The following is a 21,012-nucleotide window of genomic DNA, read 5'->3' on the forward strand; positions in this document are numbered from 1 at the left end:
CGCGCCCTCCCGCCGAGCACACGCTCTCTTCAAGCAAACCCCCGAGTCCCTCACCGACGTCGACGCCCACTTCTGGTCTGAGAACTTCCCGGAAGTCTTCGATCGCCAGAACATCGACGAGCACGCCGTCCCCGCCGTGCGCAACCTCGGCGGCCAATGGCTCCCACGCAAGAAGTCGGCGAGGCCCAGGTCCTCGTCGGCCAGCGCGTCTGGTTGCCCATGGTCCGGGCCCACCATTACCTGCGCTCCCGTCAGTCCCTTCTCGACTTCTCCCTCACACAGCTCTACCGCGTGGCCGAGCGCCACCGCGGCTGACCCGCTCGCCTCACATGTCTCCCCGCGGCGTCGTCGCCTCGCACAGGTGCTCGATGAAGTCCGGCAGCAGCTGCGTCGACAAAATCCAGATGCGCCCCTCTCCCAGGTCCACCAGCCGCGCCTGCTCCGTGTACCCCGTGTGCTCCGTCTCCACGTAGTGCACGAACACGTCCAGCCCCCGGGCCCGGTACCACTCCGCCGCTCCCGCCAGCAGCGCCAGCATCGCCTCCTGCCCCTCCGCCGACGCCTCGTCCACCAGCGGGATGATCCGCAGCCCGTTCAGCACGTTGAACAGGTTGAGCCCCGCGTGCGCCGTCTCCATCACCCCCACTGCCAGCGCGCGCCCGTCCTTGCGCGCCACCAGCACGTCCCGCTCCCGCGTAAGCTTCGCCTCGCTCCACTGGCGCTTGAGCTCCGCCAGATCGAACCGCTCCGGCACCAGGTCCAACGCCTCCCGGTACGCCTCCGGCCGCGCCGCCTTCAGCCGCTCGAACAGCTCCGCCCTCTCCGCCTGCGTCGGCGCTCCCAGGCTGAAGCCCTCGGGCATGCTCCACTCACGCCGCGCGTCCGCCTCCATGAAGCGGAACGGCACCATGCACGCCTGGCCCGTGTGCTGGTACCACTCGGCGAAGTCGAACGCCGTGAACTTCACCCACCTCACGTTCGCCTCGCAGTACGCGAGGAACCACTTCACCTCGGGATCGATCTGCGCCGGCTCGAAGCCCCGCAGGTAGACGTCCCGCAGCGCGTCCCGGGCCGTGCTGCGCAGCTTCTCGTTGCGCGGCTGCTGGCGCGCCAGCTGGTGTCCCAGCCAGCTCCCCGAGTACGGCTTGAGCCACGACAGGCTCGCCTCCACCGACTCGCCGCCCGGCATCGGCCGCACCACCCGGTAGCCCAAGCGCGGGTGGTCCTCCAGCCGCTCGTGCGCGTCACGGTACTCGGCCTGCATCCGCTCGAAGTCCGCCGGGCTCTTCCCCGACAGCCGGAAGTACCCCGAGCGCTCGAACAGCTCCCACGTGCCCTGGTTCCACGGACCCTTCACCCGCGTGTTCGGATGGCTCTGTTCCTCCACCAGCAGCCGCCAGCGCGCGCCCTCCTCCTCGTTCAGCGGCTCCACCCGGAGGCCACAGCGCCGGCCCAGCGACGTGCCGATGATGTTGCGCACCTCCGCCCTCACCCGCACCGGCTCCTTCCCCGGCAGCCCCACCGTCACCTCCGGCAGCACCAGCCCCGGGTACATCAGGTCCTCTCCTGGCTGCGTGGCGAAGGACAGGCCCTCGTACGAGATGTCCATCAGCTCCCGCTCCACGCGCACCTGCGGCCAGAGCGGATGGGCGAAGTGCGCCGCGCACCCCCCCCACGCCGGCGCCCTGCGCAGCCTGCGGTGGCGGTAGCGCACCAGCTCGCGCGGCAGCGCCACGCTCCACAGCCCGTCCTCGTACGAGGTGTGCTCCACCAGGAAGTGCAGCACCGAGCTGTAGCCGAACACCTCCAGCGCGAAGGGCCCCGAGGGCAGCACCCCGTTGGCCTCCCACGACACCCGCCCGTCGTACTTGTCGTAGAGCGCCGCCGTCAGCTCCACGTCCCCCGAGGCCACGCGCGCCATGCCCCGGCACCGCCGCGCCGTCAGCGCCTCGAAGATGCGGCCGATCCGGTCCGCCCGCGTGATCCGCTCCTTCCAGATGGGGCTCGAGTGCGGCGTCTCCAGCTGGCCCTTGTCCCGCCAGCCCTCCAGCATGGAGACGATGTGCCGCGCCTGAGCCAACAGGGGCGCCACGAAGCGCAGGCTCAGCTCCGGCGGTGCCTCCGGCCCCGGCACGTGCACGTTCGTCACCTCGGCCCGCAGCGACGTCCTCTGCGCTCCCAGACCCAACACCACGTTCGCCGTCTGCCCGGGCCGCAGCGCCGTGGGCTTGGACAGGCTCATCGTCAGATGCTCCGGCGAGAGCTGCACCAGCCTCCCCGCCGACGACAACTCCCCCTCCACCGCCGCCACTGCCAACAGCCCAGGACCCATGCGGTAGCCCAGGAGGCGCTCTCGGGCTCGCGTACGCTCCGCCTTCTCCGTCGCCATGGGAACTCCGTTTGTCGTGGAGAGCCGAATTACGGGTCCAGTGGAAGTTTTCATTTCTAGCGTTGTACCGGTCATCTGGATGGGATTCCGATTCCGCCAATGTGGACACACGTCTTTGGGCTTGCAGCGGCACCGGGGGGTGGGATCCATGGAAGCGTTGCGAACCAACCCAGTCCCCCGGACGCGATGAGGAGTGAACAACCCTCCTGTCCACCCGGTGGAGATTGCGCACGGCCCTCCGCGTACGCAGGGCGTGGCTTCTCCCACTCTTCGGGTGTTTTCTTTCAATTTTCGAGGATGTGACAAAAAGGGCGGTGGCCCGTCTGGCTTCACCCGCGCCTGGAAGCGACACCTCCACCACCAGACATGTAGGTAGAATCCGCTCCGGTTGCGCTCTCACGCGAAAATCACGGCGTTGGCTTTCGCGCCGGAGCGGGCGGCCATATAAGCTCGGCTTTCTCGAATGGCTGGGTCGAAGCTCCCCTTCGCGCCGGATGATGTGCGCGGCAGGCAGATGGGCAACTACGAGGTGCTCTGTCGCCTGAGCACGGGCGGGATGGCGGAAATCCTGCTCGCGACGCGGCGCGGCCTGGCCGGCTTCCACAAGCCCGTGGTGCTCAAGAAGATCCTCCCGGACATCCAGGGGCAGGAGGAGTTCGTCCAGATGTTCCTGGACGAGGCCCGGGTGACGGCGGCCTTCAACCACCCGAACATCGCGCAGGTGTTCGATCTGGACGTGGCCAACGACGAGCTCTTCCTGACCATGGAGTTCGTGCCGGGCGCCACGCTGCTCGAGGTGGCCCGCGCGTGCCACGCCGCCAACGAGCCCATGCCCATGGGGCTGGCCCTCGCCGCCGCGAGGGACACCGCGCTGGCGCTGCACTACGCGCACACCTTCACGGACGCGCTCGGACAGCCCTCGCCCGTCATCCACCGCGACGTGGCCGAGAAGAACATCATGGTGACGTACGAGGGCGTCACCAAGCTGTTGGACTTCGGCATCGCGAAGAGCCTGGCGGGCGCCAGCCGCACACAGGTGGGCATGGTGAAGGGCACCAGCGGGTACATGTCGCCGGAGCAGATTCTGGGCGAGCCGCTGGACGCGCGCAGCGATCTGTTCAGCCTGGGCGTGGTGCTGCACGAGTGCCTCACCGGGATGAGGCTCTTCCCGGGCAAGGCGCCCGCGGCGGTATGCAACGCGGTGCTCAAGGGCCCCATCCCCGAGCCCTCGCGCACCAACAAGGCGGTTCCCCCCGAGCTGGACGCCCTGGTGCTCAAGGCGCTGGCGCGCAAGCGCGACGAACGCCACGCGAGCACGCTGGAGTTCGCCCGCGAGTTGGAGCGTGCCGTGGCCCCCCTCATCTGGCTGCCCGAGCAGAGCGGCGAGCTGCTGCGGCGCCTCTTCGCCGAGCGGCGCGAGCAGACGCGTCAGCTGCTGGCCAGCGGCCGGGCCACCACGGGCGAGGTGAAGCTCGCACAGCCCTTCTCGGAGAAGGAAGCACCGGCCCCCCAGCGCCTGCCCACCATCTCCGCGCCCCTCTTCCCGGCACCCGGCCAGGCCGTGCTCTCCGAGCAGACGGACATCGTCTCCTACTCCCTGGTCACGAAGCCTCCGGCGCCACTTCCCTCCCCGGGCTCGCCACCGCCGCCTCCCCCCGAGGACACGAACGTGCAGCGGCCGGCGCAGCTCACGGCGCGTGCCCGCCCGGCCCGTGTCGTGGCCGAAGCCCCCTCGGTGAGTGCCCCACCCGTCCCGGATCCGCCTCGGGCCTCTGTCCGGCTCCCGACGCCCGAGCCGGCCCACCCCCGCGCGCGCAGCCTGAGCCGCACCGACGCCCTGCCACCCCCGGTGCCCCCGGAGCCGGAGTCGCGAGAGCCGGAGCTCAAGACCGCCGTCATCCGGCCGCAGCGCACCACGCCCACCGGCGAGCAGCCCGTCACCTCGGACGACACCGTCCCCCGGTACAACCCCACGCGTCCGGCACGCCGGGCATCCCTGGCGCACCTGGACGCCGTCACCATCCCCATCGGCCGCGCCCTCGAGTCACCCTCCGCGGCACCCGCATCCACCACGCCGGATGCAACGGAAGCCCCCACCCGGCCCTCCCTGCGCTCGCCGCTGACCCGGCCGCGCCCGGTGGAGCCCGAGGATGACGGGCCGGAGTTCCCCACCCAGCCCTCCCTGACGCTCCCATCCCGGGAAGAGGGGCACATGCCCCTGCGGGGTGTCGACGAGGCCTCGCCCTCCCCCTCCCGTGGAAGGGGTACGCGGGTGGCCGCGCTGCTCCTGGTGCTCCTCCTGGGTGGGGCCGCGACGCTGGTCGCGCTGCGGCTGGACGGTGGCCTCCTGTCCTCGCGGCTCTTCCCGCCTCCACCGGACGTACCGGCTCCGGCCGTGAGGCAAGACGCGCCTCCCCCCGCTCCCGCGGACACACAGGCGCCATCCACCCACACCGGGGATGCCCCGCCGCCCACCCCGGAGTCACAACCTCCCGCCGAGGCGCCACAACCTCCCGCCGGGAGCACCACGCCGGAGCCCGCGGCCGTCGCGCTCGCCGCTCCCACCACCGCCGAAGCCCCTCCCCCCTCGGGGGCGCCTCCCACGGATGTGGCCCCGGACACCGTGAAGGACGAGGAGCCCGCGCAGCCGGCGAAGCGTGGCAAGGTGCCGGCGGGCCCGCGCCGCAAGCGGAGTGCCACCACCGCCGCCACCATGGAGACCTCTCCCGAGCTGGTGACGAACTCCAACGAGGCGGAGCGGGCGTGGCAGGCCCTGGAGCGGGAGCGCTCCGGTGCGGCCAATCCCTCGGGTGACAAGGGCTTCCTGACGCTCGCCACGGATCAGTACGTCACCGTGTACCGGGGCAGCGAGCGGCTGGGCGACACCCCCCTCTTCCGGGTGCCCCTCCCCCCGGGGAAGCACACCCTGCGGCTCGTGGGGGACGGTAGGTCCTTGAGGATCCAAGTGGAAATCAAGACGGGCGAGGTCACCTCCATCCGGGGGCCCCTCTCGAAGCTCTCCCGGGAGTGAGCGGCCAGGGGAGCCCTGAAGTCTTTCACGAACGCCCGGAGCGCGTTCAGGTGAACAGCTTCGGCACCTCCCCGGTTCACGCCGCGTGGCACTTCGGGTACGAAGGGGGGGCGGAACGAGGTAACGGGGTGGGGGCATGGAGCCGGGGGGGTTCCGCGCCCTCACCCTTCTCGTCTTCCAGGCGTCAGCTCAGCCGGAAGATGCTCTTGAGCCGATCGAGGATGTGGTGCTCCTCCGACACGGGCAGCGTCTCGCCCGAGGCCGTCCTCGCCGCGTTCAACTGCGTGCGCCGGTGCGCCAACATCCCCGACAGCTTGGGAGCCAGCTCGGGGTGCTCGTCGAAGAGACGCGCGAACACGGGCCTGTCCAGTTCCAGCAGCACCACGTCCGTGAGCGCCACCACCGTGGCCGTGCGCGGCTCGCCCGTCAGCAGCGACATCTCCCCGAAGTAGTTGCCACGCGACAGCCGGGACACCTCCACCCCGCCCGCGCGCACGGACAGCTCTCCGCGGCCCACCAGGTAGAAGGTGTTGCCCGTCTCGCCCTGCTCGATGACGTGCTCGCCCTTCGCGAAGCGCTTGGGCACCATCTCCCGCCGCAGCCGCGCGCGCTCCTCCTCCTTGAGCACCTTGAAGAGGTCCACCCGCCGCAACATCTCGGCCACCGCCTCCTCGGGGAACTCGGGCGCGGGCGGTCCGCCCGGCTGCGCCCGGGCCTTCGGGAAGGGCAGCTCGATGCCGTCGCGCCGGAATCTGTACCAGAGCCGGGTGTACACCTCCTCCTTCACCTGGTCCGCATGTCCGAACTCCTCCACGTAGTAGCGCACCTGGTAGAGGATGCCCGCCTCCTCGTAGGCCCACGTGCGGCAGACGGGCGCGGGCTGGCGCAGCATCAGCGGCACGTTCTCCAACGTCTCCAGCACCACCGCCTTCACCTCATTGGGTGCCCGCTCGTGCGAGGCATGGAAGGAGATGTCCACGGCCACCGGCAGCCCGCCGCGTGAGTAGTTCCTCACCGCCTCCTTGGAGCAGACGTTGTTGGGCAGGGTGACGATCTCCTTGCGCGACGTCTCGATGCGCGTGGCGCGCCAGGCGATCTGCACCACACGGCCGGTGATGTCCCTGATGGTGACCCAGTCCCCCACCTGGTAGGGGCGCTCGAGCTGCAGGGACAGGCCGGCGAAGAGGTTGCCCAGCGTGTCCTGCATCGCCAGACCGAGCACCACCGAGACGATGGCGGAGGTGGCCACCAGGCTCGTCAAATCAATGTCGAGCTGCGTCTTGAGGATGGGGATGACGGAGAGGGCGTAGAGCGAGAAGTCGAGGACGTCGCGCAGGATCTTCGGGACGGGCATGCGCGAGCGCAGGCGCACCAGGAGCAGGCCGAAGGACACGGTCGCCCGGATGGCACCGAAGGCGAGGGCGAGCATCCACGCCACGCGCAGCAACTGCCGCGCCTGGGGATACAGGAGCGCGCCGAACTCTCCGTCCACCGCGCGCAGCACGAGGAACGTCACCAGGAAGCCGAGCGCTCCACCCAGATCCTTGCGCAACTGCTCGTCCGAGCTCATCAGCGCCCGGATGACGAAGACGAGCAACGTGAGGACCGCGCCCACGACCAGGGAGAGGTGACTCGGCGGGATGGGGAGCACGCCGCGAGCGTGCTATCCGTGCCCCAGGGGGTCAAGGCACCGGGAGTCGCTCTCATTCCCTGAGTATTCTGATGGGCAGTGCCCAGGGCTCGCGGCCCGTGGGTGAATTGTCGAGGGTGAAGTAGACATGATCGCGCGTGGCGATGAAGCGGGAGGGATCGCCGCCCACCTGGCCCGGCACCAGCTCCTGGAGCAGACGGGTCCCCTCGGGCGTGCCGTCACTCACCCACAGCTCGCGGCCCCGGATGCCATCCTCCGCGGAGAACAACAGCCGGCCAGCCACCGGGAACAGCTCGAGGGGGTTGCTCGAGCTCGGACCCGGCGAGAGATCCCCGACCAGGACAGTCCCCTCCTCCGTGCCGTCACTCGCCCACAGCTCGCGCCCGAAGGTGCCATCATCCTCGGCACCGAAGAAGAGCCGGCCTCCGAGCACCACCAGGGGATCCGGGCGGGAGTCCTCCGGTCCCGGGCGGATGTCCCGCACCCTCATGGTGCCCTCGGCCGTGCCGTCGCTGCGCCACAGCTCGGAGCCGTGCTCGGGATCATACCCGACGAAGAAGACCCTGCTACCCAGCACCGTGAGCTGCGTTGGCAAGCCGCTTCTCGAGCCGAGGGTGATATCCCGGACGAGGACGGTGCCTTCCTGCGTCAGATCGCTTCGCCACAGCTCGGTGCCCTCGAACGTGTAGACGCGGAAGAAGAGCAGCTCGGGCGTGGCGGCCAGCTCCTCGATGAACACGAACTCGCCGTCCGGTCCGGGGATGACCTCCGCCGCGAGCCGCGTGCCCTGCTCCGTCCCGTCCGTCCGCCACAGCTCGCGGCCATGTACCCCATCGTCGGCGACGAAGACGAGCTGCCCGTTCCACACGGTGAAGAGAGTCGGTGAAGCGCTCTCGGGGCCTGGCCAGATGTCCCTCACCAACCACGTGCCCTCGGGAGTCCCATCGCTCCGCCACAGCTCCTGGCCGTGCACGCCATCGTTCGCCGTGAAGTACAGCACCCCCTCCAGGACGATCTCCTCGAAGGCACCGCTGCCTCCGGCTCCCGGGCGGATGTCCTTCACCAGCCGGGTGCTCCCGGGCGTCCCGCCGCTCCGCCACAGCTCCTCGCCGTGCACGCCATCGTTCGCGAAGAAGAGCAGCACGCCTCCACCCAGGTCGATCATCTTCGAGGGAAACGAGCTCTCGGGCCCGGGGCGGATGTCCTCGACGAGCCGCGCGCCCCCCAGGGTGCCATCCAGCCTCCAGAGCTCGGTGCCGAAGCTCGGATCGTACGCATCGACGAAGAGCAGCCCTCCCACGCCCGCCTGCCAGTAGATGCGCGGGTCCTCCGCACCGGGGACGATGTCCTGCACCAGGTACGCGGGCCCGAAGCCGCCCGGATCCGCTGGCGCCTCCCCCACCGGGGCGCTCGTGCCCGCGTTCATGGCCCACAGCTCCGTGCCACGCCTCGGCTCCGTGGCCACGAAGAACACCCGCGAGCCGGACCGCGTGAACCCGTGGGGCGCGCTGGAGAAGGGACCGATCACCAGGTCCGCGATCCGCCTCGTCCCCAGGAGCGTGCCGTCACTCGTCCAGGGCTCGTGCCCGGAAGTCCACTCGCGAGCGGTGAAGAAGAGCTGGCCGCCCTGCGCCGTCAGGTACGCGATGCTGGAGCCCTGCGGCCCGGGCCTCACGTCCCTGAGGAGGAAGGTGCCGCCCGCGGTCCCGTCGCTGCGCCACAACTCGTCTCCCTCGGAGGGCGTGTACGCGGAGAAGTACAGGATGCCCTCCAGCCCCGTGAGCTCACGGAGGTACGGGCTGCCCGGTCCCGGGATGATGTCCTCCACCAGGCCCGTTCCCTCGCGCGTGCCGTCGCTCGTCCACGGCTCGCTGCCATGCACGCTCTCGTTGGCGACGAAGAAGAGCCGCTCTCCCGTGGCGATGAGGTCGGAACGCAGCCGGGCGGGCACTTCCGCGACCAGCACCGTCCCCTCGGTCGTGCCATCGCTCCTCCAGACCCAGAAGGGCGCGCGAGGAAAGCCATCCTCGTCCTCCTCGTACAGGACGAAGTAGAGCCATCCCTCCGCGGCCACCGGGCCGATCGGGAACACGAGGCCGGGCTCATCCGTGAAGTCGCGCAGCAGGACGGTGCCCTCCGCCGTGCCATCACTTCGGTAGAGCGCCCGCTCCACGAAGAAGTAGAGCTGGCCGTTCCACACCGTCAGCATTTGCGGAGAAGAAGGCAGCCAGTCGGCGACGGGCCGGGTACTGCCGGGCGTGCCCTCCGTCCGCCACAGCATGCTGCCCGTCTCGAAGGAGAACGCGGAGAAATAGAAGACGCCGCCCAGCGCGGCCACCGCGCCGATGTACGTACTCTCCGAGCCTGGGGTGAGGTCCTCCACGAGCCACGTGCCCTCGGGCGTTCCATCACTCGTCCACAGCTCGTGACCGTGGATGCCATCATCCGCGGCGAAGAAGACGCGCCGTCCCACCGCGGTGAGGCGGTAGATCACCGAATCTTCCGGCCCGGGACGGATGTCCTCCACCCCGCGCGTCCCACCCGACGTGCCGTCGCTCGTCCACAGCTCGTTGCCATGCTCGGCGTCCATGGCGACGAAGAAGAGCGTTCCCGCCGCGTCCGTCAGCTGACTGGGGCCGGAGCTGAGCTGACCGGGGACGATGTCCTCGACCCGGTACGGCTCGCCGGGCCGGAGGGAGGCCCGAGCCGCCACCCCTGCTCGCGATCCGGCGACGTCCGGAGGAGACTCGCCACACGCCAGACACACGACGAGGGTCAGCGGAAACAACCGGAGCAGAGCGGCAGTCGAGCGCATGAAGCACCATCCCCCCCGCGCGGAGTGCGCGGGGCGGAGCCAAAGGTGGATGCGCGCTGCCCCTTGTCTAGAGGTCCTCCGGGCGGCCGTGCGTGTTGGCTACACCGTGGAGTGATTACAGCCGGCGGCCAAAAGGCTGACCATCCAACAGCAGGTAGACCTGGCCATCCGGGGTGCCCTGGAAGCTCACGTTCATCCCCTCGTTGATGCCAAGGTGATGCCGGATGACGAAATCATTGTCACCGTAGGGCTCGAATTCCAGGACCTGGGTAGGCGTCGTATAGGTCCAATCCGCCAGCAGCTTGCCCGACGACACATAGATCCGCATCACGCCAAAGATGGGGAGGAGGTAGTTGCCCACGTACTTCTCCCACACCGAGGGGTCCGGCACGAAGGTGCTGGGAGGCCGGTAGACCAGAGGGGGAGCCGGAGGAGGCTCGGCGCCCAACAGCAGCGCGGCAACACCCTTGGCCAACTCCTGCTGGTGGGCGCCGTTCAGGTTGGCGAGCGTCGCCACCGCGAGGTTCTCCTCGGGGAAGAGGATGAACATGGAGCCGCCGCCGATCACACTTCCATTGTGGTAGACGGCCTGCCGTCCGAACATCGACCCCAGCTCCCAACCATACCCATAGGACTCGGTCGCGGAGGTGGCCGCGGCGGGCAACCACATCTCGCGGAGGGACTCCGGGGTGATGACGCGGCCATGAAGGCCCTGACCCTTCGCGAGCAACGCGGCCAGGTAGTAGCTCACGTCGCGGGCGGAGGAATAGGTCGAGGACCCGGCCGGGTGCTGCTCACGTGCGAGCAGCATGGGCGCGGGGCGGGTCTCCCCTCGTGTCCACACGTAGCCCTGAGCCAGGGGAGCGGTCCTATCGGCTGGAGGGCCGAAAGTGGTGTGATTCATCCCCAGGGGCTGGAAGACGTGGCTCGCCAGGTATCGCTCATAAGACATACCTGACACCTTCTGGACGATGAGTCCCATGACGGCGTAACCCGTGTTGGAATACATCCAACCCTGGCCCGGCGGGAAGGCGAGGCTCAACTGGGAGAAGGAGCGCACCCGGCGCTCCAACGCACCGGCATCCGTGGTGCCCTCCAGGAGGGATTTCGCTGGCATTCCCGAGGTATGTGACAGGAGTTGCTTCACGAGGATTCCACTGCCCTTCCCGTCCGCGGTCTGGAACCAGGGGATGTAGCGCGTCACCGGCGCCTCCAGGTCCACCAGCCCCCGCTCCACCAGCTGCATGAGGGCCAACGCCGTCATGGACTTGGTGGTCGAACCGATCGACACGAGGGAGCACGAGGTCATCGGCTCGCCCGATTCCAGGTTGCTGCTCCCGTAACCCCGGACGTACACGGGCCTGCCTTCACGCAGGACCACCAGCGAGAGCCCGGGGATGTGGCCATGCTGCATCCGCTGTCCGACGAACGTGTCGATGCGCTCCTTCATCTGCACGGACAGGGAGCCCTCCGTCTCCAGACAGAAGTGGGAGCGCGACTCCAACGAGGGCTCGGCGTGGGCGGTATTCCAACTGGCGCCCAGGGAGAGCGCGGCGGCGAGGACGAATCTCTTCATCAAGGTGATTTGCTCCGGTGACCTGGGGTCGGTCCGGCCAACCGCCCCTGCTTCGACTGACTTGGTCTCCGGAGCACCCGGAATTGATCAAAAATTCTTTTTCCGCCCGGACGCCGCCCGGTTTCTTGACTCGCGGGGGTCCGCCCTCACAGTGCGGCGCGTGTCACGGCGAGGATGGAGGGTTGAAGTCAGCGCCGCGGCTGCCCTGTTCCTGGCGGCCTGCGTCTCTGTGAGAGGGCGGCCCGCGGAGGGCCCGCTCGATGAGGCCCAGCTCTATCTGCGGGCCTGGGCCGGGGGCGACTACGCCGCCCTGAGGCACGTGGTGGCCGATCCACCGGCCAACCTCGAGGAGCAACACCAGCGCTTCCGCGACGATCTGCGCATCCTCTCGTCCCGCTTCGAGCTCGACCGCGTCCATCACGAAGCGGACAGCGCCGTGGTCACCTTCCGAGCCATCCACGTGCTGCGAGGGCTGGGCGAGTGGGAGGTGAACAGCGCGCTGCGCTTCGTGCGCCGCGAGGGAATCTGGTGGGTGCGCTGGACGCCAGCGGTGCTGCACCCCGAGGCACGCGAGGGCGATCGCTTCTCGCGCACGAGGACGCGCTCGGAGCGGGCCGACATCCTGGACGGAAAGGGCCAACCCCTCACCCACCTGGGCGAGGTCATCACCATTGGCGTCGAGCCCCGGCGCATCCAGAATCGCGCCGCCGTCGCCTCGGCGCTCCAGGCGCAGCTGGGCGTGGATCCGGTGCGGTTCCAAAAGGTGCTGAACGCGCCGGGCGTGGCGCCCGATCACTTCCTGCCCATCATCGACGTGCGGCCCGAGCGCTACCAGTTGGTGCGCCCGGCGCTGGCACCCGTGCCTGGCATCTTCTTCCGCCGCAAGAAGAACGTCCGGCTCTCCCCTGCCGAGGGCTTCGCCGCGCATACCCTGGGCCGGGTGGGAGAGATAACGGCCGAGCTGCTCGCGCAGCTGGGCCCGACCTACCAACCGGGAGACCTCGTGGGCGTGTCCGGGCTGGAGCTGGCGTATGAGCCACAGCTCGCGGGAACCCCCTCGGGCGAGGTACGCCTCACCCGCCCCTCCGGCGAGGCGCGCGTCATCCATCGCTTCGAGGGAACGCCGGGCACACCGCTGCGCACCACGCTGCTCCCGGAGGTGCAATCGGCCGCGGAGATGGCGCTCGAGGGAGTGGCCCTGCCCGCGGCGCTCGTCGCGGTGGACACCGCCACGGGCGCCATCCTGGCCATCGTCAGCCGGCCGCTCGAGGTGCCCCTGCACCGGGCCCTCACCGGCCGCTATCCGCCCGGCTCGACGTTCAAGGTCGTCACGTCGGAAGCACTGCTCGCCGAGGGACTGAGCGCGGATTCCCCGGTGTCATGCCCGCCCACGGTGACGGTGGGCGGTAAGCAGTTCCGCAACTTCGAGGGCGAGGCGTTCGGCAATACCCGCCTGCGCACGGTCTTCGCCCACTCGTGCAACACCGCCTTCGTGACGCTGGCGGCCGGCCTCGAGCCAGACGCGCTCGGAGCCGCGGCCCGCCGCTTCGGGTTCAACGTGGAGTACCAGGTGGGCCTTCCGTCTCCGGGTGCCTCGTTTCCCGAGCCCCGGGACGAGACCGAGCGGGCCGCGGCGGCCATCGGACAGGGACGCGTGCTGGCCACGCCGCTGCACATGGCCTCGGTCGCGGCGGCGGCCGAGTCGGGCAGGTGGCGCGCGCCCTACCTCGTGGCCAACGTCGAGGAGCACCCGAGTGCCTCGCTCTCGCCCGGCACCCGAGCGCCCCTGCACGCGCTGATGCGCGCCGTCGTCACCGAGGGCTCGGGCCGATCGGCCGCAGGCATACCGGGGCTCGCGGGCAAGACGGGCACGGCCGAATTCGGAAGCGGCACGCCGCTGCCCACGCATGCCTGGTTCATCGGCTTTCACAAAGGCATCGGATTCGCAGTCCTGGTGGAGGGCGGAGGAGTAGGCGGTCGAGTCGCCGTGCCCATCGCCGCGAGGTTCGCCGCGGCCTTGTGACGTAGCCTCCGCGTGGCGACTTCCAACAGAGCCACATCGAGAGGACGCGGCGCGGGTGCCGTATCGCTACACCGGGTAGTCAGAAGATGATGCAGTCGAACTTCTCGATGACGGCCCTGAGCTCTTCCGGCGTGGTCTCCATCTGCTTCGCAATCGTGGGAGCGTGATAGGTCGTCGCCACAGTGGAGGGCGGTTCATTGTGGAGATCCTGCACGACCACGCGACCGAACAGGTCCGGCCACCTGGCGCTGCGTAGCTCGGAGGCTCGGCCGATGGGGTCCAGGAAGGTGAAGCAGGGCCACCTGGGAAAGCACAGGGTCGCGGGGTCACAACCCATGAAGCGGCAGGCATTCAGGCGGGCTTCGGAGAAGTCGCAGTCCTCGATGAACCCCTCCTTCCACTCCTGATCGCTTGCATATTCGGGCCAGTGCCCGAAATCGCACCCAGACATGGATCCCTTGAACCGACAACCCTTCAGGGAGGATCTTATCCAGTCTCGATAGTTCTTCAGATCCTGCTTCACCTCGAAAGTGCAATCAATGAAGCGCACCTGGCGGATGAACAAATTCCTGGCGGACACCTTCAGCACGAGGGAGCAATTGCGAAGGGTCAGGTTTCGGCCCAGATAGTAGAGCGTGCCCTTGTCGGTCAGCTCCAGCCGCTCGTTTTCAAGCTCCTTGTCTTCATAGAAGACCTTGGTGAAGAGCATCGATCCTCCGTTTCAGAAGGTAAGCATCCGGAAGAATCTACCCGCCATGCGCCTGCCATGCCGCGCCATGTTCGACTCCGTTCCGGAGAGAATCTCGTACTGGTAGGACGTCGCCGGGTCAATCACGTCGACGCCCTTGCTCAGGTTGAAGTCGTACAGATGGCCGAATTGGTCTCTCACCTTGGCTTGCACGTAGCGACCCCGCGCCTCTCGGTCCAACAAACGAGCCAGCCAATACCTACCCTCATCCTGGGCCTTCTTGATGGCATTGCTCTCATCGCGCGAGAGCTTGTCGGGCCCCCATTCCTTCGCCGCCTTGGTGACGGCCTCCTGAAGCTGATCCCCCACCTTGTCCTCAGCGGGAATATCCGTAACTGACTTGCCACGCGGTAAGTGCCAACGCTGACCGTTGGCGAGCTCCACCTGCTGGTTGCCACCCCGGTGACGCATGACGGTCGCGAAGCCGCGACCCCCACGGGCCGCCCCGGCCCCACCACCCGCTCCCTTCTTGAGCATCATCACCGCCAGGGGGCCCCGCGGGGACATCGCCACCGTCTCCACTGATTCCACCGCTACGGCGAGTGCTCCCTCCCGGACCCCGGCCATCTCCAGTTCCCGCCCATGCTCCAGGACGGCGGCCCCACCCTGTGCCTCCCACTGAGCTCCCGCGAGACCGTAGCCGGGCAGTGAGCGCACCCTGGCCGCCACTTTCCTCAGCGTGTGCCCCGACAACGCGGTCACCGCGAGAATCATCGCTCGGGCCGCATCCGCCCCCAGCACCTTGCCGTACTCCTCGCCCGCCGCGCGCAATTCCTCGAAGGTAGTTGCCTCGTAGGCCGCATTGGCCATGCGGCTCCACCCGTCCATCAGCCCCCACACCGTATCCAGCCCCAGCCAACCCACCAGAATCACCGTGAGGCCCGCTGCCAGGGCCTTCGTGGTGGGCTCCGGCACCGCCCACATCAGGCAATACAGGCTTGCCGTCCAGACGACCATGGATACGAGTACTCGCACATCCAACAGCTCGCGAGCCAGAGCCTCGCGCGTCTCTTCGAGCACCGAGCCGAAGGCCAGTGCCAAAGCCAGCGTCCGGCGGTCGTCCGTCCGCAGATAGGGCCCATCCTCCAGCAGACCCAGGCAATCGTCTCCACCCCGGCGCTCGCACCACTTCAGGTATTTCGCCTTCAGGGCTTCATCCGCCTCGGGCTCGAGGGACACCGGTCCCGTCTGGCTCAGGGGCACGAAGGTGTAGGTGCGATCACGGTATCCCTCGAGAAGCCACAATCCCTCCAGGGTGACGGTCTCGACGTCCTGTTGTGACTGGTGCGACAGCCTCAGCAACTCACGGGCGGCCTCCCGAGGACTCCCCGTCAGCGACACATCGCGTGAGAGCCTCTGGACGGCACGCTGGAATTCACCCTTGCTGATGGGTACCGGTCGCGTGGAGACGGCGCCCGGATCCATGAAGTCCAAGGCATACACCCTGACTGACTCGACGCCTCGCTCCGGCGCACGCGTCGTTCGCTCTCCGGGGATGCCCGTAGCGCAGGCGGAATGAAGGAAAAGGACGATGAGGGCCCAGCCACCCAATCGGGGCCACCACCAGGCGCCCGCCGGGCGCGCGTCAACGAGACGAGTGGACACAGCGCACCTCCCCGGCAGGCCACATGGCCTGGAATCCATGACTCGTGGATCACAGGGAGATACGGATGCGTTCGTCAAGCCACCCAGGTGGCATGCACCGGTCCAGGGTACTGGTCACGCCACTGCTCGGCGTCGACGCGGCTTTCGTGTGAGACTACGGATTCCCCACGTCGAATCCAACGAACGCATGCCCCTCGAGCCCGGCCAACGAGCTGGGAGCAGAACGAACAGGCGATGGAGGGGCCTGCCCGTGGCTCTGAGAGCAGGCGAGGCACCTGCCCTGGAGATCACAAGCGGCTCCCGGCCCCTCCGTCTCCGCATGAGTCTGCCTCCAGGTCCGCGTGCCCCAGCCGTCGTCCAGACGCTCGAGTTCTTGAAGGATCCCCTGGGGTTCCTGCGCAGGTGCTACGCGCGCTACGGAGACGTCTTCACCCTCCGGGAGATCGGGTTCGGGACCGAGGTCATGGTCTCGTCTCCAGCGCTTCTCAAGGAACTGTTCACGGGGCCACCGGAGGTGCTGCACGCGGGTGAGGCGAACGAGAGGATCTTCGGCAGCATCACCGGCACACAGAGCTCCTTCATCCTCGAGGAGCAGGCGCATCTGCGTCGGCGCAGGCTGCTGCTGCCGTCCTTCCACGGTGACCGGATGCACGAGTACGGCGACACCATGCGTCGCCAGACAGAGAAGGCCGTGGCCTCCTGGCCGCTGCGCGAGGAGTTCGCGTTGCACCCGGAGATGCAGAGCATCACCCTCCACGTCATCCTCCACGCCGTGTTCGGCCTGGGCCAGGCGGCGAATGATTCGACGCTCGAGCACCTGCTCACCCGCACGGCGAACGAGGCCGTGGCCTCCATGTTGCTCATACTACCGCCCCTGCAAAGGGATCTGGGCCGGTGGAGCCCGTGGGGCCGGCTGCTGCATCTGATCCACCAGATGGATGAGGCCCTGCTCGCGGAGATCGCCCGTCGACGGCGCGAAGGGGCGAAGCCCGAGCAGCGGGACATCCTCTCGCTGCTGTTGCAGGCCAGATATGAGAACGGCGAGGGTCTGAGCGATGGCGAGCTGCACGACGAGCTGGTCACGCTCCTGATGGCCGGTCACGAGACGACGGGCACCTCGTTGACGTGGGCGATGGAGTGCATCCTCTCACACCCGGAGGTGGAGCAGCGGCTGCGGGCCGAGCTGGACGACGTGCTCGGCGACGAGCAGCTTGGCCACGAGCACCTGACCCGGCTCGAGTACCTGGATGCGGTCATCAAGGAGTCCATCCGCTACCGCCCCATCATGCCGACCGGTGGCGCCCGATTGGTCAAGCGACCCTTCTCCCTGGGAGGATACGAGCTTCCCCCCGGCGTGTGGGTCATCAACGCGCTCAGCGTGGTGCACCACCGCTCGGACCTGTACCCCGAGCCCGACGTCTTCCGCCCCGAGCGGTTCCTGGGCCGCCGGGTGGACCCGTACGAGTGGACTCCCTTCGGGGGAGGCGTGCGCCGCTGTCTGGGTATGGCCTTCGCGCTGTATGAAATGAAGGTGGTGTTGGCCACGGTGTTGCGATCGGCGAGGCTCGAACTGGCGCGGTCCCCGGTGAAAGCCAGGCGCCGGGGATTCTTCATCGCGCCAGAGAATGGATTGCCGGTGCGAGTGCTCTCCAGGCTCCGCCGCGCGGGCGACGTACCAGGCACGCAGGAGGTCGCGACCGGCGGGGCCCCCGCTCGATCCGAGGACACGATGGGATGGGGGGCTTGAATGCCTGATCGGAAATAGGCCGGGCGGTCGGGCGTTCTCCGTCTCACACGGTCTACCCATCATGCCCTCATATCCCCTTCGCTCCCTCGCGCTGACCCTATCCCTGCTCCTCGCTCCGGCCGCACTCGCGGATGAGGCACCTCCCTCCCCTCCCGGGGCACCGTGGATGTCCCCGTGGACCACCGGCGGAAGAGCGGGCCCCGGCGCGCCATCTCCTACCAGCGCTTCGGTGGGCCTGGAGAGGGGAAGAAACCCCTGCTCCTCCTACACGGTGGCCCGGGCCGTCCCATCAGCGACGTCGGAGCCTTCCTGAACCTACCGGTGGGGGCCACCCTCCGCGCTCATTACGACATCGTCTACTTCGACCAGCGGGGCGCGGGCGCATCACTCCTGCCCGAGGAGAAGGATCCGGCCTACGTGAAGCGCCATGCCCAGCGCTATACCGTCGAGCAGTACGTGGAGGACATCGAGGCGCTCCGCGTCGCGCTCTTCGGCCGGGAGCGGAAGGTGACGGTGCTGGGCTCCTCCTGGGGCGGCTTCCTCGGAATGGAATACGTGCTGCGCCACCCGGAGTCAGTGGAGGCGGTGATGCTCGGCTCGTTCGAGTCCACCGGGCGCTCCACGGGTGACATCTGTGGCGGCTTCGACCGGACCCTGATCGCCGCCGAGCAGCGACATGCCGGGCTCGGCGGCGCGCTGGCCCGGTTCCGCCAGGCGGTCGCGGACGGGAAGCTCCTCTGGCACGAAGGGAAGCCCGATCAGAGAGCGCTGCGTCTCACCGACGCCCTGGGGCTGGCCCTGCCCTACGCGATGAAGGCCCGCCACGCCGAGCTGGCCCAGGCGCTCACGCAGGTGGTGGACGGGACACCCGAGGGAAAGGCACTGCTCGAGCAGTTGGAGCCGGGGGAAGACGTGACGGTGGAGCTCGGCGGCTCACTTCCGGGGCACGCCACCTACTGTCAGGAGTTGATGAGCACCGGGTACGCGCGCCAACTGGCCGCGGAGCCTCCCGCGACGCTCTACTGTGACAACCGGGCATTCGCGCGTGGGTTGATGAAGACATGTGACGGCTTCCGGCCCCGCGCGCGCTTCTTCGACAACGGACCGAGGCTCGCCACGCTCCGGGTGCCCACGCTCATCTTCGCGGGCGAGAAGGACCCCGTCACTCCCTGGGAGCCCTCCTCGCGGACCGCGGCGCTCATCCCAGGTGCCACCTTCATCCTCATCGACGGTGGCCACTCCCCCTTCAAGGAAGGGGGTACGTGTCTGGCCAACGTGGTGGACCGCTTCGCCCGAGGCGAGCGCACCTTCGATCTGAGCTGCTTCCGCGCTGAAGGCGGAAACGGCACCTGAGCGCACTGCCCACGTGTCCGCGTCCACGGCGGGCACGGTGTCAATCGGGTGACGGCATGCGCATGGCGGTTCGAGCATGAGGGATCGAGAAGGGCTGCTCGCCGGAACGGAGGCGCTCCACGTAGTGGACATCAGCCACTCCCACGCGGAAGAAGCCCACCATTCGCAGCAGGCTCTGCGCCTGCGCCGCCATCTCCTCGGCGGTGCTCGACAGCTCCTCGGCCGACGCCGCGTTCCGCTGCGTCACCCCGTTCAGCTCGATCATCGCCTTGTTGAGCTGGCCGACGCTCGACGACTGCTCGCTCGATGTGGCGGCAACGTCCTTCACCAGATGCGACGTCGTGCCGATCGCCGGGACGAGCTCTCGCAGCCGTTGGCTCGACTTCTCGGCGATCTTCACGCTGTCCGACGCGACCGTGACGATCTGCTTCGCGGCGCCCTGGCTTCCCTCCGCGAGCTTGCGAACCTCGGACGCGACGACCGCGAAGCCCCTTCCCTGCACACCCGCCCGCGCGGCCTCGATGGCGGCATTCAGCGCGAGCAGGTTCGTCTGATAGGCGATCTCCTCGATGACGGAGATGCGCGAGGCGATCTGCCTCATCGCCTCCACCGTCTCGGCTACCGCCCGGCTGCTCTCCTCGGCCTCGACCGCTCCCTTGTGAGCGATTGCCTCCACCTGGCGGCTGCTGTCGGCGTTCTTGATGATGGATACGCTCATGGACTCGAGGCTGCTCGTCATCTCCTCGAAGGTGGCGGCCTGTTCGCTCGTGCTGGTCGCGAGCGACTGTGAGGTCGTCGATACCTGCGATGCGGCCGACGAGAGCGCCGCCGCGCCTTCGCGGACCTCGCCAATCACCTGCGACAGCCGGTCGCGCATCGAGCGGAACGCATCGGCGAGAACGCCGATCTCATCCTCGGACCGGTGGTCGAGGGTAACGGTCAGATCGCCGTTCGCGATCCGGGTGGCGACGGAGGAGATCGTCTCGAGAGGCTTCGTGATGCGGCGGATCACGAGGAGGACGGCGATGCCGAGCGCGAGGAGGGAGAGCACTCCGAGAAGGAGCGTGAATTGTCTCAGCTCGTGAGCCGGTGCGAGCACCTTGTCGAGGGGGGCGAAGACGGCGAGCGCCCAGGGCGTCACCGTCTCACCGACGCGGATGGGGACCACCACCTCGATCGTCCCGGTGCCGAGCACCTCGGATGAGACCCGCCCGGTGAGAGCACTGTCGCTCGACAGAGCGGTCTTCACGAGCTCCTCGGCGGGAGAGGTGCCGAGTGGCTTCCCGCGTCGCTCCGCGGACGGGTGCGCGACGAACGTGCCGTTGTTCGCAACGAGCACCGCGTATCCCGTATCGAAGGGGGTGATCTCCGAGACCTGCTTCTGGACCTGGTCGAGCGAGAGATCGGCACCGACGACGCCGATGACCTTGCCCTCGAGGAGGATCGGCACGGACACACTCGTCATCAGCACCGGCTTTCCGGCCACGGTGTAGACGTAGGGATTGACGATCGTCTCGTTCCCGCTCCTGCGCGCGAGGAGGTAGTAATCGCCCGCGCCTTCCTTCTCGTAATCGACCACTGGCTCCAGCTTGATCTGTCCATCGCCGCGGTTCCAATACGAGATGTAGCGTCCGGTGGAGTCCGTGCCGGGCGTATTCACGTACTTCGCATCGAGCCCGTCGAACGCGTTCGGCTCCCACACCGTCCAGAGGCCGAGGAGCTTGGGGTTCTCCGCGAGAACCCTCTGGAGCGACGCGTCGGCGAGGCGGCGATCGGCCAGACCGGCGATCTTCTGGGCCGCGAACGCCTGCGCGAGCGTCCGGGCGGAGATGATCGCGGCGTCGAGCTCCGCGTTGATGATCCGCGCATGGCGCTCGGCCATCTGCATGGCGGTCTGGGTCGCCTGCTCCTCGGCGACACGCGAGGACTCGTGATTGACGACGAGAACGAGAACGCAGAGCGCGATGCTGATGACACCGCAGAGGGCGGCGAGGAGCTTCGCCGCCAGGCTTCTGGTGAATCGCAGGGTGGTGGGAGTTTCTTGGCTCATCCAGCCGAGAAGTAGAGCATGGAT

At 68.4% G+C, this 21,012-nt stretch carries 11 protein-coding genes and 1 pseudogene; 5 read left to right on the forward strand and 7 right to left on the reverse strand.

The features are described from left to right. Window positions 1-22: 22 nt before the first annotated feature. A pseudogene (locus tag JQX13_RS13800) lies at window positions 23-315 on the forward strand (hypothetical protein); the annotation flags it as partial. Window positions 316-325: 10 nt separating this feature from the next. Here JQX13_RS13800 and JQX13_RS13805 read toward each other — a convergent pair. After that, on the reverse strand, window positions 326-2,389 hold the full coding sequence (locus tag JQX13_RS13805; protein WP_203409480.1) for a PilZ domain-containing protein: 2,064 nt from the start codon (window positions 2,387-2,389) through the stop codon (window positions 326-328). Between the two features lie 463 nt (window positions 2,390-2,852). Between JQX13_RS13805 and JQX13_RS13810 the strand changes: the two genes are divergently transcribed. Further along, window positions 2,853-5,420 (forward strand): serine/threonine-protein kinase, encoded by a 2,568-nt coding sequence (locus JQX13_RS13810; protein ID WP_203409482.1) that lies wholly within the window; start codon window positions 2,853-2,855, stop codon window positions 5,418-5,420. Window positions 5,421-5,604: 184 nt separating this feature from the next. Here the strand turns inward: JQX13_RS13810 and JQX13_RS13815 are convergent, their stop codons facing one another. The 3 genes from JQX13_RS13815 to JQX13_RS13825 form a co-directional block, all read right to left on the reverse strand. Further along, a complete protein-coding gene (locus JQX13_RS13815; RefSeq protein WP_239014735.1) occupies window positions 5,605-7,071 on the reverse strand; it encodes a mechanosensitive ion channel family protein in 1,467 nt (488 codons plus the stop codon). 52 nt (window positions 7,072-7,123) lie between these two features. Beyond that, window positions 7,124-9,886, reverse strand: coding sequence for an ELWxxDGT repeat protein (locus tag JQX13_RS13820; RefSeq protein ID WP_203409484.1), 2,763 nt, complete (start codon window positions 9,884-9,886; stop codon window positions 7,124-7,126). Window positions 9,887-10,001: 115 nt separating this feature from the next. Beyond that, window positions 10,002-11,462 (reverse strand): serine hydrolase, encoded by a 1,461-nt coding sequence (locus JQX13_RS13825; RefSeq protein WP_203409485.1) that lies wholly within the window; start codon window positions 11,460-11,462, stop codon window positions 10,002-10,004. 151 nt (window positions 11,463-11,613) lie between these two features. Here JQX13_RS13825 and JQX13_RS13830 point away from each other — a divergent pair, with 151 nt between their 5' ends. Beyond that, window positions 11,614-13,485, forward strand: coding sequence for a penicillin-binding transpeptidase domain-containing protein (locus tag JQX13_RS13830; protein WP_203409486.1), 1,872 nt, complete (start codon window positions 11,614-11,616; stop codon window positions 13,483-13,485). Between the two features lie 79 nt (window positions 13,486-13,564). Here JQX13_RS13830 and JQX13_RS13835 read toward each other — a convergent pair whose 3' ends face one another. Then, window positions 13,565-14,194, reverse strand: a complete 630-nt coding sequence (locus tag JQX13_RS13835) for a hypothetical protein (protein ID WP_203409487.1) — start codon at window positions 14,192-14,194, stop codon at window positions 13,565-13,567. 12 nt (window positions 14,195-14,206) lie between these two features. Further along, window positions 14,207-15,838, reverse strand: coding sequence for a SitA5 family polymorphic toxin (gene sitA5 / locus JQX13_RS13840; protein ID WP_203409488.1), 1,632 nt, complete (start codon window positions 15,836-15,838; stop codon window positions 14,207-14,209). Between the two features lie 373 nt (window positions 15,839-16,211). On the opposite strand from sitA5, the gene JQX13_RS13845 reads away from it, so the two are divergent. Continuing rightward, the gene (locus tag JQX13_RS13845) at window positions 16,212-17,585 is read left to right on the forward strand and encodes a cytochrome P450 (protein WP_239014736.1); all 1,374 of its coding nucleotides are present in this window, start codon (window positions 16,212-16,214) and stop codon (window positions 17,583-17,585) included. A gap of 174 nt (window positions 17,586-17,759) precedes the next feature. After that, a complete protein-coding gene (locus JQX13_RS13850; RefSeq protein ID WP_203409490.1) occupies window positions 17,760-18,938 on the forward strand; it encodes an alpha/beta hydrolase in 1,179 nt (392 codons plus the stop codon). Between the two features lie 40 nt (window positions 18,939-18,978). Here JQX13_RS13850 and JQX13_RS13855 read toward each other — a convergent pair whose 3' ends face one another. Then, complete coding sequence (locus JQX13_RS13855; protein WP_203409491.1) at window positions 18,979-20,988, reverse strand: methyl-accepting chemotaxis protein; 2,010 nt, start codon at window positions 20,986-20,988, stop codon at window positions 18,979-18,981. Between the last annotated feature and the right edge of the window lie 24 nt (window positions 20,989-21,012).

This window comes from Archangium violaceum, assembly GCF_016859125.1.
In the GTDB taxonomy this organism is placed as follows: Bacteria; Myxococcota; Myxococcia; order Myxococcales; family Myxococcaceae; genus Archangium; species Archangium violaceum_A.

What these genes read in the sequence shown, in the direction of transcription:
- JQX13_RS13805 (WP_203409480.1), bottom strand. Translation starts at nt 2,389, where the DNA reads ATGGCGACGGAGAAGGCGGAGCGTACGCGAGCCCGAGAGCGCCTCCTG.
- JQX13_RS13810 (WP_203409482.1), top strand. Translation starts at nt 2,853, where the DNA reads ATGGCTGGGTCGAAGCTCCCCTTCGCGCCGGATGATGTGCGCGGCAGG.
- JQX13_RS13820 (WP_203409484.1), bottom strand. Translation starts at nt 9,886, where the DNA reads ATGCGCTCGACTGCCGCTCTGCTCCGGTTGTTTCCGCTGACCCTCGTC.
- JQX13_RS13825 (WP_203409485.1), bottom strand. Translation starts at nt 11,462, where the DNA reads ATGAAGAGATTCGTCCTCGCCGCCGCGCTCTCCCTGGGCGCCAGTTGG.
- JQX13_RS13835 (WP_203409487.1), bottom strand. Translation starts at nt 14,194, where the DNA reads ATGCTCTTCACCAAGGTCTTCTATGAAGACAAGGAGCTTGAAAACGAG.
- JQX13_RS13855 (WP_203409491.1), bottom strand. Translation starts at nt 20,988, where the DNA reads ATGAGCCAAGAAACTCCCACCACCCTGCGATTCACCAGAAGCCTGGCG.